The organism is Actinosynnema sp. NPDC050801, assembly GCF_040673975.1.
Classification (GTDB): Bacteria; Actinomycetota; Actinomycetes; order Mycobacteriales; family Pseudonocardiaceae; genus Actinosynnema.
This window is the reverse complement of the sequence record NZ_JBFAQZ010000001.1, coordinates 521,210-536,564: the sequence shown is the minus strand read 5'-3', so window position 1 is coordinate 536,564 and position 15,355 is coordinate 521,210. Positions and strand designations below refer to the sequence as shown.

The following is a 15,355-nucleotide window of genomic DNA, read 5'->3' as shown; positions in this document are numbered from 1 at the left end:
CGCTGGTGTGAGGCGGGTCACTCACGCGACTGTCAGCCCCGACACAACGTGATGCACCCCTCATTGGATGCGATAGCGGCGGAGTCTATTCATAGTGCGCAAGCAGGCAACGAGGCGTCCCGTTCCGTGCACACACCGTTATCCGCGCAGGCTGTGTCGCATCCCTTCCGGAGGGGTCCGTGATGTCGGCGCGATGTGCGAAGCTGCGCCCCGTGGCGAACCAGGGACGTCGTTTGCTGGACCGGGTCCTCGCCGGGGTGCCGGCGGGCGAATCGCCGTTGACGCACGCCGAGGAGCAGCCGCCGCGTCCGGCCCAACCCGTCCCGTGGCCGTCGTGGGTGCCGCCCCCGGTGAAGTCCGCGCTGGTGGAGCGGGGTGTGGCGCAACCGTGGCGGCACCAGGTGGAAGCGGCGACGTCGGCGTGGTCCGGGTCGCACGTGGTGGTGGCGACGGGCACCGCGTCGGGCAAGTCGCTGGCGTACCAATTGCCGGTGCTGAGCGCGTTGACGGTTGATCCGAGGGCAACAGCTCTGTACCTGTCGCCGACGAAGGCGTTGGGCGCGGACCAGTTGAGATCGGTGAGCGGTCTGGGCGTGCCGGGCGTGCGGGCGGCGTCGTTCGACGGCGACACCCCGATGGCCGAACGCGACTGGGTGCGCGCGCACGCCAACTGGGTGTTCAGCAACCCCGACATGCTGCACCGGGGGGTGCTGCCCAACCACGCCCGGTGGATCAGGTTCCTGCGCCGGCTGTCGTACGTGGTGGTCGACGAGTGCCACACGTACCGCGGTGTCTTCGGTTCGCACGTGGCGTTGTTGTTGCGGCGGCTGCGGCGCGTCGCGCAGCGGTACGGCGCGGACCCGGTGTTCGTGCTGGCGTCGGCGACCGTGGCCGATCCGGCGGCGTCGGCCGCGGCGCTGCTGGGCGCGCCCTGCGAGGCGGTGACGGAGGACGGGTCGCCGCGCGCGGGGCGGACGGTGGCGTTGTGGGAGCCGCCGCTGCTGGACGAGCTGGAGGGCGAGAACGGCGCGCCGGTGCGGCGGTCGGCGGGTGCGGAGACCGCGCGGATCCTGGCCGACCTGGTGGTGGAGGGCGCGCGGTCGTTGGCGTTCGTGCGGTCGCGGGTGGGCGCGGAGCTGACCGCGCTGGGGGCGCGGCGGGTGCTCTCGGAGGTCGACCCGTCGCTGGCCTCCCGGGTGGCCGCCTACCGGGGCGGGTACCTGCCGGAGGAGCGGCGGGCGTTGGAGCGGGCGGTGTCGTCGGGCGAGTTGCTGGGCGTGGCGACGACGAACGCGTTGGAGCTCGGCGTCGACATCGTCGGGTTGGACGCGGTGGTGGTGGCCGGTTTCCCGGGCACGCTGGCGTCGTTCTGGCAGCAGGCCGGGCGGGCGGGGCGGACCGGGGACACCGACGCCCTGGTGGTGTTCGTGGCGCGTGACGACCCGTTGGACACCTACCTGGTGCACAACCCGTCGGCGGTGCTCGACAAGCCGGTCGAGGCGACGGTGCTGGACCCGACGAACCCGTACGTGCTGGAGCCGCAGCTGGCGTGCGCGGCGGCCGAGCTGCCGTTGACGCCCGAGTCGTTGGAGTCGTTCGGCGGTGCCGCGGCGCTGGCCGTGGTGGAGGACATGACGGCGCGGCGGGTGCTGCGGCGGCGGCCCAACGGCTGGTACTGGACCTCGCACGACCGGCCGCACGCCGCCGTGGACATCCGCGGGTCCGGTGGCGAGCAGGTCGTGGTGGTGGAGGCCGACTCCGGGCGGATGCTCGGCACGGTCGACCCCGGTTCGGCGTGCTGGCAGGTGCACTCCGGGGCCGTGTACCTGCACCAGGGCGAGTCGTACGTGGTGGACGAGCTGGACCTCGACGCCGGTCTGGCGATGGTGCACGCGGAGAAGCCGGACTGGTCGACGACGGCCCGTGACACCAAGGACATCTCGGTGGTGCGGGTGCTGGAGAAGCGCGAGTTCGACGGGGTGACGGTGTGCCTCGGCGAGGTCGAGGTGACCTCGCAGGTCGTCGGCTACCTGCGGAAGCTGCCGTCCGGTCAGGTGATCGACTCGGTGCCGCTGTCGCTGCCCGCGCAGACGTTGGTGACGCGGGCGGTCTGGTACACGGTGTCGGCCGAGTTGTTGGGCGCCGAGGTGTCGGGCGCCGGCTCGGCGGACGGTCGGGGTGTGGGCAGTGCGCCGGGGGGCGCCGGTCTGGCTCCGGCGCGCGTCCCCGGCGCACTGCACGCCGCCGAACACGCGGCGATCGGCCTGCTACCGCTCTTCGCGACCTGTGACCGCTGGGACATCGGCGGAGTCTCGACCGCGCTGCACCAGGACACCGGGGAGGCGACGGTGTTCGTGCACGACGGTCATCCCGGGGGAGCCGGGTTCGCCGACCGCGGGTTCACCGCGGTAGTCCCGTGGTTGGTCGCTACTAGGGAGGCCATCGCGTCTTGCGCGTGTCCGGCCGGGTGCCCGTCCTGCGTTCAGTCGCCGAAGTGCGGGAATGGCAACGATCCGCTGGACAAGGCGGGCGGTGTGGCCGTGCTGGACGTCGTGCTCGGGGTTGTCGGGGAGAGCCGCCACGACGCCCGGCACGGCCACGTGGATCACGACCGGTCGGCGGCGACCAGGCCGTAGTCGGTGGTGCGGTCGGCGGCCTGGAGGAGGGCGTCGCGGACCACGTCCGCGTGCGGCAGGTGCCACGCGCAGATCTGCGGCTTGACCCGCCAGTGCACGACGCCGACGTGGGCCGGGCTCGGCGGCAGCGCGACGTACTCGCCCTTGCCGTGGTGCTTGACCCCGGGCTCGGTGACCGGCTCGCCGCCGGAGGCGACCAGGAACATCCAGCGGCCCTCGGGGGTCGCCAGGATCGGCACGGGGACGCCGGCGGCGCGCAGCTCCACCGCGGCCCGGCGGCCCAGGTCGGCGCCGACCTCGATGGCGTCCACGCCGTGGCCCGTGGCCAGCAGGATGCTGTAGGAGTGGCCCGTCCACCAGGTGGCGACCTGCTCCGCCTTGGTGCCGATCCGCTCCTGCCAGTCGCGGTGCACCGGGACCGGCCCGTCGTCCTCGACGCCGTCGCGCCCGGCCCACTGCTCACCCGCCGGATAGGTACCCGGCAGCACAGGCCACCCGTGCCACGCGAGGTTGACCGCCTCTGCGCGCAGCTCGATGCGGAAGGCCCCGCGCCAGCTATCCGACCACTCCATCTTTCGTTCGCCTCCTGCGGTTCCACGACACCGTGTCGCGTGTTGTTCGACACCGTGTCGGTGCCACCACTTGAACTAACGGCATGACCGGGGGTTTTGGTAACCGCCAGTCGACAACTGGTCGTTGTGGCACGGCGAGCGCGGTGGGTGGGGGCGTGCGGCAGAACGCGTCACGAGCCGTTCACCCACCGCGAAGCCGCGAATCTGCGGTCGTGTGAGTCCGCTCACCGTCGACGGATGACCGTTCGTCGCGTCGGGTAGGGGTCACGGTTCGGCCGGACCTGCGCGGGCACGTGCGCTCACCGCGCCGAACGCGGTCGTCCCGCCGGACACCCTCACGGTCACCTCCCAGCCCTCTACCAGGCACGCGACCAGCCGACCGCCCATCCGTTCGACGACCCACCCTGCACGGGCACAGGCCTGCGCGACGCCGGAGGTCAACCGGCCGGCCGCCGCCAACGCGCCGAGATCGGCCGCCGCGCTCACCCGGTGCCTGGTCACGACGGCCTCGCCGACGTGCACGCCGACCACCACCAGCCCGAACCACACCGCGGCGACCGCCACCGCCACGACGGACGCCGACCCCCGGTCATCCACCGGCCACCCCCGGCTCGACCACCGCGTAAGCCTGGGCCCGGAGCTCCACGCCCAGGCGCGAGACGGTGACCTCGACCGAGGCCGTGTCCCCCTCTCGCCGGACCGCCCACCGGGCCCCTGGTGGCGCGATCGCCCCGACCACGCCGTCCACGCGCCCGACGTCGCCGCGGGCGACCAACCGGGCCGCCTCCCGCGCCGCGTCCGTGCACCGGAGCTGGCCCACGACCGCCATCACGGCGGCGACGCCCAGGGCGAGGACGGCCACCAACCCGCACACCGCCACCGCCGCCTCCACCGTCACCCCGCCCCGGTCGTCGGCGAGCACGCCCCGGTCCCGGGCCAACACGCCCTGGTGACGGACGAACGCGCCTCGGCCGCCTGCAAACACGCGCCGCTCCTCGGCGAGCACGCTCCGGCCACCTGCGAACACGCCCCCGTCGTCGGCGAGCGCGCCCCCGCCGCGGTTCACGCGTCCACCGTGAACGCCCGTAGCACCAGGCCCCGCAGGAGGCCCTCCACCCAGTCGCCGCTCATCAACGAGAACAGCAGCAGGGCGAGCGCGGCGGCGGCGAGCGTGCCGATCGCGTACTCCACCGTGGACATACCGCGGTCGTCCGACAACACCTGCTTGCCGGCAATCATGTTCCACCCTTCCGTCCATTATGGACTTTCACCAGTTGTCGGTCACGCCGGCGACGATGCCGAGGACCACCGGCACGACGCCCAGGCACAGGAACGCGGGCAGGAAGCACAGCGCCAGCGGTCCCGCCACGAGCACCGCGGCGCGTTGCGCACGGGCCTCGGCCTGGTCGGCCACCCTCGCCCGCGCCTCCACCGCGAGGTCCGCCGCCGCACCGGCCAGCGCGGCGCCCGACCGGGCGGTGCGGCGGGCCGCACGGGCCAGCGGCGCGGTGTCCGGGTGGCCGAGCGCCCCGGCCCACGCGTGCACCGGGTCCGCGCCCAGCGCGAGCAGGTCGACCACCTCGCGCAGGCACTCGGCCGGCCCCGGCGGGACGCCGGGCAGGACGGCGCGCACCGCCCCGGCCACCGGCAACCCCGCCCGCAACGCGGCGGCCAGCAGGTCCCAGGTAGCCGCCGCGGCGAACGGGTCCGGCGGCCGCGCCTTCGGCTCAGGTTTCCGCTCCCGCACCGGTTTCAGCCGCGACGCGGCCCTCGACCGCACCGGGAACGCGATCACCGCCAAGGCGAGCAACAGCAGGCTCACACGACCACCCGCCCACCACACCGCCGCCGAACCCGGATCACGCCCACTCCGGCCACCCGCGCCGGCACCGGCACCGCGCTACCACCCCGCCCGAACCGCCGGCCACTCCACCGCGCCACAGCGCAGATCACGCCCGCGCGCACCGCACTCATGCGATCACCCGCACAATCGACCGGCCATCCAACCCGCGACCCCGTACGAATCACGGCCTTCCCGGCCACCCGCGCCAGCATCACGCGACCACCCCGCCCAGACGGCCTGTCGTTCCACTCCGCCCAGGCGCGGATCACGCCCACGCTCGCCACACTCATGCGATCACCCGTCCGATCGACCGGCCGCCCCACCGCGACGCCGCACGGGTCACGGCCGGCCGTCTGCGGCGCGCTCATGCGATCACCTGCCTGGTCATCCGACCGCTCCACCGCAGGCCCGCGCAGATCAGGACCACCCCGGCGACCAGCAGCGCCTGTCCCGACGCGGTGCCGGTCAGGATCGCCAACGGGCCCGCGCCGCCCAGTTCGCCGAGCACCACGCCGAAGAGCGGCAGGCCCGCCAACACCGCCGCGCCCGCCCGCGGACCGGCCATGCGGGCGTTGACCTGACCGGCGAACGCGGTGCGCCGATCGAGGTCGCGGCGGACCGCGTCCAGCACATCGGCCAACGGCACGCCGTGCGCCGCCGACAGCCCCCACGCCCGGGCCAGGTGGTGGGCGTCCGGGAAGTCGGCGAGCGCCGCCTCGACATCACCACCGCGTGCCGAAGTCGAAGCGATCGCGCGCAGCACCTCGCTCGCCGGTGGTTCCGCGTCCTCGGCGGCACCGAGGGCGGCGTCGGCCGGGTGGGCACCCGAACGCAACTCGGCCACGAACCCCTTCAGCCCGTCCGCGAGGGCGACCGAAGCCGCCAGGTGGTCCCGCTGCCGGATCGTCTCGCGGTACGTCCGCCACACGGTCCCGGCCAGCAACGCACCCGCGACCGCCCCGCCGACGCCGACCGGGATGCCGAGGAGGAATCCCGCCGCCACGGCCCACCAGAGGTTGGGCCTGACCCCCTTCCACCGTCGTCTCCCCCGAAGCCGGCCGAGCCGCCGCCGCGCCTCGGCCGACGGCAGGACCACCAGGGCGGCCGCCAGCAACAGCCAGCTCATGGCCACCCCACCGTGGACTTCAGGGCCGCGGCGGCCTCCTGCCAACCTCCGTCACGTCGCCACGCCGGCCGGACGACCAGGTGTCCGGAACGCCGTTCCAGCACACCGATCTCGGCGAGGTGCCGGCTGCCGTCGCCGGCGCGGCGCACGTGCAGCACGACCTTGACCGCCGCGGCGAGTTGGCTGTGCAACGCCTGCCGGTCGAGCCCGCCGAGCGCGGCCAACGCCTCCAGCCGGGCGGGGACCTCGGCGGGCGAGTTCGCGTGCAGCGTCCCGGCCCCGCCGTCGTGCCCGGTGTTGAGCGACGACAGGAGCTCGCACACCTCCGCGCCCCGCACCTCGCCGACCACGATCCGGTCCGGCCGCATCCGCAACGCCTGCCGGACCAGGTCGCGCACCGTCACCTCGCCCGCGCCCTCGACGTTCGGGCCGCGCGCCAGCAGCCGGACGAACTGCGGGTGGTCGGGCTGGAGTTCACCCGCGTCCTCCACGCACACCACCCGTTCGTGGTGCGGCACGCACCCGAGCAACGCGGCGAGCAGCGTGGTCTTCCCCGAGCCGGTGCCGCCGACGACCAGGAAGGCCTGCCGGGCCACCACGATCGCGCGGAGCAGGTCGGCCGTCGGCCGGTCGAACGTGCCGCACGCCCGCAACGTCGCCAGGTCGTGCACCGCCGGGCGGAGGACCCGCAACGACAAGCAGGTGAACGGCGAGATCGGCGGCAGCACCGCGTGCAACCGCAGCGAGCCGGGCAACCACCCGTCGACGCACGGCGCCGCGTCGTCCAACCGCCGCCCCGCCACCACCGCGAGCCGCTGCGCGAGCCGGCGAACGGCGGCTTCGTCGGGGAAGGCGACGTCCGTGCGCCGCAGGCCGCCGACGCCGTCCACCCACACCTCGTCGGGTCTGGTGACCAGGACGTCGGTGGTGCCGGGATCCCGCAGCAGCGGTTCGAGCGGACCGGCGCCGACGAACTCCTGCCGCAGCACGGCGAGCGCCCGCTGGACGTCCTCGTCGCCCAGGACCCCGCCGGCTTCCCCGCGCACCGCCGCCGCGACGGCGGCCGACGTGAGGTCGCCATGCCCGTTGGCCAGCCGCAGGCGGACGCGCTCAACAAGATCGTTCACGACCGACCTCCTTCGACAACCCCGTGCGACGCCTCGCCACGACCTCCGACGCCGCCTCCACCAACACCCGCCGCCCACCCGGCCCGGCCGGGAAGTGCGCCGCCAACTCGCCGAGCACGACGGTCGTCAGCGGCACTGGACGACAAGTCCGGAACACCCGCGGCGGTCGGAACGCGGGGTGCCGCCTCACCGCGGGCTTGCGATCACCACTCACGACCCACCACCGATCCGGCCGCATCGCACGGCCATCACCCGGCACGCCCACCCGCGGCGGAAGTGGTTGGACGGCCAGGATCCGCACGGCTCGCGGGTGACAGCCGTCGTGCGGGACCGGGATCCCGGGTCGCGCCGAGCGACTAGTGGTCATGGAGGGCCGCCAGGACTTGCCGGGCCGCCTTGGCCAGGGGACCGCGGGTGGTGGCGGGGAAGTGGCCGTTGTCCAACGCCCTCGCCAGCCGGGGCTCCGGGCGCATGGTGGTCAGCAGGGGCAGGCCTATCGCCTCCACCACCTGCGCCGTGGTCAGGCCGCCGGGAGCCGGACCACGCACCACCGCCTTGAGCCGCACGCCCCGTTCGGCGGCCTGGTCGACCACCGTCTTGGCCGCCATGCACGCCTTCACGTCGGCCGGCACCACCAACACCGCCAGGTCGGCCCGGTCGAGGGCGGCGCACGCGGCGCCGGTCAGTTGCCGCGGCACGTCGCACACCACCGTCCCGCCCGCCCGCCTGCCCGCCTCGACCACCGCCACCACCGCGTCCGGCTCCGGTCCGGGACCGGTCCGACCGCAGGACAGCACGGTCAGGCTGCCGCGCCCGCCGGAACGACCCGGCAGCGCCGAGCGCAGCGCCGCGGCGGGCACCCGGCCACCGGTCAACCGCAACGTGGGCCACCGCAGCCCTTCCTGCCGCTCGGCGCCCAACGTCAGGTCGAGACCGCCGCCCAACGGGTCGCAGTCGACGAGCAGGCCGTGGCCACCGGCGGACAGCACGGCCTGCCCCACCGCCACCGACAGCACCGACGCCCCGGCGCCACCGCGCGCGCCCAGGATCGCCAACACCCGGCCGTCACCGACGGGCTCGCCCTCGGCGGCATCGGCCAGCACCGCGCGCAGCCGTTCCTGGTCTCCGGGCAGCTCCAACACCTGCTCGGCGCCCAACGCCAGCGCCCGCCGCCACACCTGCTCACCCGGCGGCCCGGCGCCGACGACGTGCACACCTGATCTGCGCGGGAACCCGGAGGCCGCGCACGCGACGACGGCCGCCTCGTCGAGCACCACCGCCGACGCGGCGTGCCAACGGCCCCGCAACGCCGTCACGTCGACCACGCGCTCCAGCTCGCAGCCGACGACGGCCGCCGCGTGCAGCACCTCGTCCACCACACCGCCGTCGGCCACCAAGGCCACCGGTCGCCTCATCACGCCCTCCTCTGCCGTCGTGGATCTGCTGGTTCCACGGTGGCTAGCGGTGAGGAAGCACACAACGACGCATGATCAACATGTGGACAACCGGACTGCCTGTGGACAACCCGGGGTGCCACGAGGGGCCGCGCGAACGCCGCCACGGGCGGTCGGGCAAAGGATCGAGGCTTGATGCAAGAAGGGCCGCAAGTGGGCCGAGGTCCAGCGCGAGGTACCCGGGAAACCGACCCCGGACATGGGACGACCCCCGCCAGGGGGGAGGGACGGGGGTCGTCATTGGTTCAGTCCCGGGGGGTCGGACTGAACCTGTCCGGTCGAGCCGGACAGGACTACTGTATCCCCACGGGACAGGGTCACGCGTGTCTTCCGTTAGAGGGACGCAAAAATTCAATAGACCGCACACCTGGTTCGTAAACTCCCGAACAGCCACCGGCGGCCGGTCCGACCCACCCCGCCTAAGCTTGACCGGTGACCGAGCACGCCACCGAAGGCCGTCGTGTCGCCGCGTTCTTCGACCTGGACAAGACCGTCATCGCCAAGTCGAGCACGCTGGCGTTCAGCCGGCCCTTCTTCCAAGAAGGCCTGATCAACCGGCGTGCGGTGCTCAAGAGCGCCTATGCGCAGTTCGTCTTCATGCTGGCCGGCGCCGACGCCGACCAGATGGACCGGATGCGCTCGCACATCACCGCGCTCTGCGAGGGCTGGGACGTCGAGCAGGTGCGCTCGATCGTCGAGGAGACGCTGCACGACATCGTCGACCCGCTCGTCTACAAGGAGGCCACGCAGCTCATCACCGACCACAAGGACGAGGGTCACGACGTGGTCGTGGTGTCCGCGTCGGGCGAGGAGCTGGTCGCGCCCATCTCCACCATGGTCGGCGCGACGCACAGCGTCGGCACCCGGATGGTCGTCGCCCAGGGCCGCTACTCCGGCGACGTCGACTTCTACTGCGCCGGCGAGAACAAGGCGATCGCCGTCAAGCAGCTCGCCGAGCAGCACGACTACGACCTGAGCCGCTGCCACGCCTACTCCGACTCGATCAGCGACCTGCCGCTGCTGGAGGCCGTCGGCCACCCCACCGCGGTCAACCCGGACCGCGCGCTGCGCCGGGTGGCGGCCCAACGCGGCTGGCCCGTCCTGACGTTCTCCGACCCCGTGTCGCTGCGCGCCCGCATCCCCCGCCCGTCGGGCACCGCGGTCGCCGTGACCGCGATCGGGTTGGGCGCCGCGACGGCGGCGGGCGTGGCCTGGTACGGCCTGCGCAGGCGGCGTCGGAGCTGATTCACCCCGGCGTCCCCCCGGTCAGCGGTACCGGGCGCTCGGCCGGCGCGAAATCACTGTCACAGAAGCTTTTCCGCTACTGAACGTCGCTTGACCGGTGCACTCCATCGAGCCCTTGCCGTGACCGTCCACACGCACTACAAAGGAAGTGCGGACCTCGGGTCGGCCAGGGACGAAGCGGAAGAGAAGCGTCGTCCACCCCGGCAGAGCTCCGTGCGCGGACTTCGAGACACCCACGCGCAGCACGCCGCGGGAGGCTTGTCGTCTAGGGCCTGCGTACCGGGACGCCGGACGCCGAGGCCAGGTCGGTACGACACGAGTTGCACGCTTGGTAACTCAGAAGCCCGCGCTGACGACGGTGGGGCCCCTCACGAGGGGCCCCACCGTCTTTGTGTCCGCCTTCTGCCCCGAAAGCCAACGCACTCCACATGTGCCCGAACGAGTGACGCGGCAAACCCCTGGTTTTGTCGGTACCCCTCCCCACAATGGCCACACAGCGCAACCCGTTGACCCGCCTCTGTGACGTGGGTAACTTGCCAAACGCACCACTTGGTGGTGGAAGATTCCCAGTGGGGAGGCCGCAGTGCTCCGTCCGCTCGTCGCCGTCGCCATGGCCGCGGCTTCCGCAGTGACCACACCGGCACACGCCGCGCCGGCGCACCCGGCACCCGCGCACGCCGCCCCCGCGAACGCCGCCCCCGCGAACGCCGCACCGGACCAGGCGCAGCACCTCAACGCCGTGGTCCGGGGCATGTCGCTGGAGCAGAAGGTCGGCCAGCTCTTCGTCACCTACCTGCACGGCCAGGCCCCGGACGAGGCGCACCCCGGCAACCTGCGCGACTTCGGCGTCGCCACCCCGGCCGAGGTGGTGGCGAAGTTCCAGCCGGGCGGCGTCGTCTACTTCAACAACTCCAGCTACGACAACATCGACACCCCGCGCCAGATCGCCACCCTCTCCAACGGCCTGCAACGCGCCGGCCGCATCCCCCTGGCCATCGCCACCGACCAGGAGATGGGCATCGTCACGCGCATCGGCGCGCCCGCCACCCAGTTCCCCGGCAACATGGCCCTCGGCGCGGGCCGCAGCGCCGCGGACGCCGAGCAGGCCGCCCGGATCACCGCCCGCGAGCTGCGCGCCATGGGCATCACCCAGAACTTCGCGCCGGACGCGGACGTGAACTCCAACCCGGCGAACCCGGTCATCGGCGTGCGCTCCTACTCCAGCGACCCGGGGTTGGCCGCCGAGCTGACCGCCGCCCAGGTGCGCGGCTACCAGGGCCGTTTCCTGTCACCGCACGCGGTGAGCGCGACCGCCAAGCACTTCCCCGGCCACGGCGACACCGACCAGGACAGCCACACCACGCTGCCCAAGGTCGACCGGACCGAGGCGGAGTGGAACGAGGTGGACGCCCCGCCGTTCCGGGCCGCCATCGCCGCGGGCGTCGACTCGGTCATGACCGCGCACATCCAGATGCCGAGGATCGACCCGTCGGGTGAGCCGGCGACGTTGTCCAAGCCCTCCCTCGACCTGCTGCGCGAGAACCTCGGCTACGACGGCGTGGTCATCACCGACTCGCTGGCCATGGCGGGCGTGCGCCAGCTGCACAGCGACGCCGAGATCCCCGTGCTCGCCCTGAAGGCGGGCGTCGACCAGCTGCTCATGCCGGTGGACCTGGAGCTGGCGGTGAACAGCGTGCTGGCGGCCGTGCGCGGCGGCGAGCTGACCGAGCAGCGCATCGACCGGAGCGTGCTGCGGGTGCTGCGGATGAAGTTCCTGCGCGGCATGCTCACCGGCCCGCTCGTGGACGTGGACGAGGTCGACTCGGCGGTCGGCCCGGCCGAGCACCTCGACGCCGCCCGGCGGATCACCGAGCGCACCGTCACCGCCGTCCGCAACGACGCGGGCGTCCTGCCGCTGCGGGCCAAGCCCACCGCCGCGCTGGTCACGGGCTGGGGCGAAACGACGACCCGCACCCTGGCGGGCGTCCTCGGCGGCACCGCGCTGCCCACCGGCAGCACGCCGACCGAAGCCCAGATCACCGCCGCCGTCCAGGCCGCGGGCGCCGCCGACGTGGTCGTCGTGCTGACCAACGCGCTATCCCGCCAACCGGCGCAGCAAACCCTGCTGACCAGGCTCCTGGCCACCGGCAAACCGGTCGTCGCGGTCGCCGTGCAGAACCCGTACGACGTGGCGCACACGGCCGCGCCGACCTGGCTGGCGACCTACTCCTACGGCGCGGTGTCGATGGCCGCGCTGGCCGGGGTGATCACCGGCGAGGTCGCGCCCGTCGGCACGCTGCCGGTCGCGGTGCCCGGACCGACGCCGTACCCCTTCGGCCACGGATTGGTGTGGTGACCGACATGGACCGCAGGCACTTCCTCACCGCCGGCGCCCTCGCCGTACCGGCGCTCACCGCGCTCGACCCGCCCGCCGCGGACGAGGCCCCCGACCGCCACCGCCCCCTGCGGACCGGCGCGGAGCAGTTGGCCGAGGACGGTTGGCGCCGGTTCGCGGGCCACCGGATCGGCGTGGTCACCAACCCGACCGGGGCGCTGCGCGACCAGACCCACATCGTCGACTCGATGGTCGCCGCCGGGCTCAGGCCGCAGGCCGCGTTCGGCCCGGAGCACGGCTTCCGCGGCACCGCCCAGGCAGGCGGCTCGGAGGGCGACTACCTCGACCCGCGCACCGGCATCCCCGTCTACGACACCTACGGCGCGAGCACCGCCAAGATCGCCGGGATGATCACCAAGGCGGGCGTCGACACCCTCGTGTTCGACATCGCCGACATCGGCGCGCGCTTCTACACCTACATCTGGACCATGTACGCGGTCATGCAGGCGGCCGCCGCGACCGGCGTGCGGTTCGTCGTGCTCGACCGCCCCAACCCGGTCGGCGGCACGGCGCGCGGTCCGCAGCTCGACCCGGCCTACGCGACGTTCGTGGGCCGCAAGCCGATCGCTCAGCAGCACGGCATGACGATCGGGGAGCTGGCGCGCCTGTTCGACGGCGAGTTCCTGCCCACGGACGGCGGCCGGGTGAGCAGCCTCGAAGTGGTCGACGTGCGGGGCTGGAAGCGCGACGACCTGCACTCCGGCCTGCCGTGGATCCCACCGAGCCCGAACGTGCCGACGCACGACACCGCGCTGGTCTACCCCGGCACGTGCCTGTTCGAAGGGGTCGTGTTCTCCGAGGGTCGCGGCACCACCCGCCCGTTCGAGACGATCGGCGCGCCGGGCCTGGACTGGCGGTGGGCCGAGGACCTCAACGCGCTGGGGCTGCCCGGCGTCCGGTTCCGCGAGACCTACTTCACGCCCACGTTCAACAAGTTCGCGACCAAGCTGTGCGGCGGTGTCGCCCTGCACCTCACCGACCCGCACCGCTTCGACGCGCCGCGCACGGCCGTCGCCATGATCGTCACCGCGAAGGCCCGCTACCCCGAGGTCTTCGCGTGGCGCCCGGACCTCTACATCGACAAGCTCAGCGGCTCGGACCGGCTGCGCCGCATGGTCGACGCGGGCGCGGGCACCGATGAAGTGGTCGGCGCCTGGGCCGACGAGCTCGCCGCGTTCGACCGAACCCGCCGGCCGTACCTGCGCTACCGGTAGAGGGAGACAAGCGATGCGCATCCCCGCCCTGCTGATCGCGACCACCACGCTGACCACCATGCTGACCGCCGTCGCCCTGCCGGCGCACGCCGACCGCCGCGAGGCCCGCTTCGACCAGCCGCACGACGGTTGGTCGAGCAGCGTGCTGCGAACGGGTACCCCGCAGCGCGTGGGACTCGACCCGGCTCCGCTGGACGCCGCACTGGCGCAGATCGAGCGCTACACCGTGTCCGCTTCTCCCGGGCAGGACCCGACCGGGCACCCCCTGTTCGCGGGCGCCGTCACGCTGTTCGCGCACGACGGCGTCGTGGTCACCCACGAACCGACCGGCTGGGCGGTCCGCTACGCCGACGCCGCCGGCACCGAGCTGCCCGAGGCGCAACGGGTGCCGATGGCGCAGGACACGATCTTCGACCTGGCCTCGATCTCGAAGCTCTTCACCTCGATCGTGGTGATGCGGCAGCACGAGCTGGGCCGCTTCGGGCTGGACGACCCTGTCGCCCGACACCTGCCCGAGTTCGGCGTCAACGGCAAGGGGGCGATCACCGTCCGCCAGCTGCTGACCCACACCTCCGGCCTGGTGGCGTGGCTGCCGCTGTGGTCGCAGTACCCGGACGTGCCGTCCCGGCTCAAGGCCGTGATGGACACGACGCCCCGCAGCGCGCCCGGCACCACGTACCTGTACTCGGACCTGAACCTGATCACCCTCGGCGTGCTGGTCGAGAAGTGGTCGGGCAAGACGCTGGACCAGCTCGTCCGCGAGGACATCACCGGCCCGCTGGGCCTGGTGGACACCGGCTACAACCCGCCGGTGGCCAAGCTGGACCGGATCGCGGCCACCGAGTACCAGGCGGGCCGGGGCATCATCCGCGGCACGGTGCACGACGAGAACGCGTGGTCGCTGGGCGGCGTCGCGGGTCACGCGGGCATGTTCTCCACCGCGCGCGAGCTGGCCGTGCTCGGTCAGGCGATCCTCAACGGCGGCGCCTACGCGGGCGGCCGGATCCTGCGCGCGGACACCGTCGAGCTGATGCTCACCGACTTCAACCAGGGCTTCCCCGGCAACTCGCACGGCCTGGGCTTCGAGCTGGACCAGCGCTGGTACATGGGCGCCCTGACCTCGCCGAGGGCGGCCGGGCACACCGGCTACACGGGCACCACGCTGGTGCTGGACCCGCTGTCGCGGTCGATCGCGATCCTGCTGACCAACCGCGTGCACCCGAGCCGGAACTGGGGCTCGATCAACCCGGCGCGGCGCGCGGTGGCCAACGGCCTGGCGCAGGCCCTGGCGGTGCGGCCGCGGCACGGCACGGCGTGGACGCCGGAGCAGGACGGCGGCACGTTGACCACGCGCGACCTGCCGCAGCGCGGTGAGCGGCAGCGGTTGTCGTTCTGGGCGTTCGTCGACCTCGACCCCGGCGACCAAGTCGTCGTCGAGGCGACTAACGACGGGGCCGCCTGGCGCGATGTCCAGGTGTTGGCCGGTTACGGACAACGGCGTTGGCAGCGGGTCGAGGTCGAGACGGCGTCGGCGACGCAGTTCCGCTGGCGGTACGTGCGCGGCACGGGTTACGGCGGTCGCGGCGCGTACGTGGACGCCGTGCGCGTCACCGACGAACGGGGCGTCGCACTCGACGCGGAGCGCGAACCAGCGGGTTTGCACCCCGAAGGGTGGCGAGCCGCGGACCGTTAGTGACATCGGCGCCGCGGTGGCCCTCCAAGCGGTGCGATTCGGTCACGGTT

General features: G+C 73.3%; 14 protein-coding genes. 5 read left to right on the top strand and 9 right to left on the bottom strand.

The annotated features are described in order from the left end of the window. Positions 1-182 precede the first annotated feature (182 nt). On the top strand, positions 183-2,636 hold the full coding sequence (locus AB0K14_RS02660; RefSeq protein ID WP_360454823.1) for a DEAD/DEAH box helicase: 2,454 nt from the start codon (positions 183-185) through the stop codon (positions 2,634-2,636). On the opposite strand, the gene AB0K14_RS02655 is transcribed toward AB0K14_RS02660, so the two are convergent. The 9 genes from AB0K14_RS02655 to ssd all read right to left on the bottom strand — a co-directional run bounded on the left by AB0K14_RS02655 (position 2,606) and on the right by ssd (position 8,719). Further along, the gene (locus AB0K14_RS02655; protein WP_360454820.1) at positions 2,606-3,208 is read right to left on the bottom strand and encodes a bifunctional DNA primase/polymerase; all 603 of its coding nucleotides are present in this window, start codon (positions 3,206-3,208) and stop codon (positions 2,606-2,608) included. The two genes, AB0K14_RS02660 and AB0K14_RS02655, sit on opposite strands and share 31 nt — an antisense overlap. 264 nt (positions 3,209-3,472) lie before the next feature. Further along, complete coding sequence (locus AB0K14_RS02650; RefSeq protein ID WP_360454817.1) at positions 3,473-3,805, bottom strand: Rv3654c family TadE-like protein; 333 nt, start codon at positions 3,803-3,805, stop codon at positions 3,473-3,475. After that, the gene (locus tag AB0K14_RS02645; RefSeq protein WP_360454815.1) at positions 3,798-4,274 is read right to left on the bottom strand and encodes a TadE family type IV pilus minor pilin; all 477 of its coding nucleotides are present in this window, start codon (positions 4,272-4,274) and stop codon (positions 3,798-3,800) included. The genes AB0K14_RS02650 and AB0K14_RS02645 overlap by 8 nt, the downstream gene beginning before the upstream one ends. After that, entirely contained in the window at positions 4,271-4,447 is a 177-nt protein-coding gene (locus tag AB0K14_RS02640) for a DUF4244 domain-containing protein (RefSeq protein ID WP_360454812.1), read from the bottom strand. The genes AB0K14_RS02645 and AB0K14_RS02640 overlap by 4 nt, the downstream gene beginning before the upstream one ends. A gap of 28 nt (positions 4,448-4,475) precedes the next feature. Then, a complete protein-coding gene (locus tag AB0K14_RS02635) occupies positions 4,476-5,030 on the bottom strand; it encodes a type II secretion system F family protein (RefSeq protein ID WP_360454809.1) in 555 nt (184 codons plus the stop codon). A 385-nt stretch (positions 5,031-5,415) separates the two neighbouring features. Beyond that, the gene (locus tag AB0K14_RS02630; protein ID WP_360454806.1) at positions 5,416-6,177 is read right to left on the bottom strand and encodes a type II secretion system F family protein; all 762 of its coding nucleotides are present in this window, start codon (positions 6,175-6,177) and stop codon (positions 5,416-5,418) included. Then, positions 6,174-7,304, bottom strand: coding sequence for a TadA family conjugal transfer-associated ATPase (locus AB0K14_RS02625; protein ID WP_360454803.1), 1,131 nt, complete (start codon positions 7,302-7,304; stop codon positions 6,174-6,176). Before AB0K14_RS02625 ends, AB0K14_RS02630 begins: the two co-directional genes overlap by 4 nt. Further along, positions 7,288-7,440 (bottom strand): hypothetical protein, encoded by a 153-nt coding sequence (locus tag AB0K14_RS02620; protein WP_364337184.1) that lies wholly within the window; start codon positions 7,438-7,440, stop codon positions 7,288-7,290. Before AB0K14_RS02620 ends, AB0K14_RS02625 begins: the two co-directional genes overlap by 17 nt. Positions 7,441-7,660: 220 nt before the next feature. After that, on the bottom strand, positions 7,661-8,719 hold the full coding sequence (gene ssd, locus AB0K14_RS02615) for a septum site-determining protein Ssd (protein ID WP_360454800.1): 1,059 nt from the start codon (positions 8,717-8,719) through the stop codon (positions 7,661-7,663). A gap of 471 nt (positions 8,720-9,190) precedes the next feature. Here ssd and AB0K14_RS02610 point away from each other — a divergent pair, with 471 nt between their 5' ends. The 4 genes from AB0K14_RS02610 (at position 9,191) to AB0K14_RS02595 (ending at position 15,305) form a co-directional block, all read left to right on the top strand. Then, positions 9,191-10,003 (top strand): HAD-IB family hydrolase, encoded by an 813-nt coding sequence (locus AB0K14_RS02610; RefSeq protein WP_360454797.1) that lies wholly within the window; start codon positions 9,191-9,193, stop codon positions 10,001-10,003. A gap of 751 nt (positions 10,004-10,754) precedes the next feature. Continuing rightward, positions 10,755-12,359 carry a glycoside hydrolase family 3 N-terminal domain-containing protein gene (locus AB0K14_RS02605; RefSeq protein ID WP_360454860.1) on the top strand — a complete coding sequence of 535 codons (1,605 nt, stop codon included), beginning with the start codon at positions 10,755-10,757 and terminating at the stop codon, positions 12,357-12,359. 5 nt (positions 12,360-12,364) lie between these two features. Then, complete coding sequence (locus AB0K14_RS02600) at positions 12,365-13,612, top strand: DUF1343 domain-containing protein (protein WP_360454857.1); 1,248 nt, start codon at positions 12,365-12,367, stop codon at positions 13,610-13,612. A gap of 13 nt (positions 13,613-13,625) precedes the next feature. Further along, on the top strand, positions 13,626-15,305 hold the full coding sequence (locus tag AB0K14_RS02595; protein ID WP_360454794.1) for a serine hydrolase domain-containing protein: 1,680 nt from the start codon (positions 13,626-13,628) through the stop codon (positions 15,303-15,305). Positions 15,306-15,355: the final 50 nt, after the last annotated feature.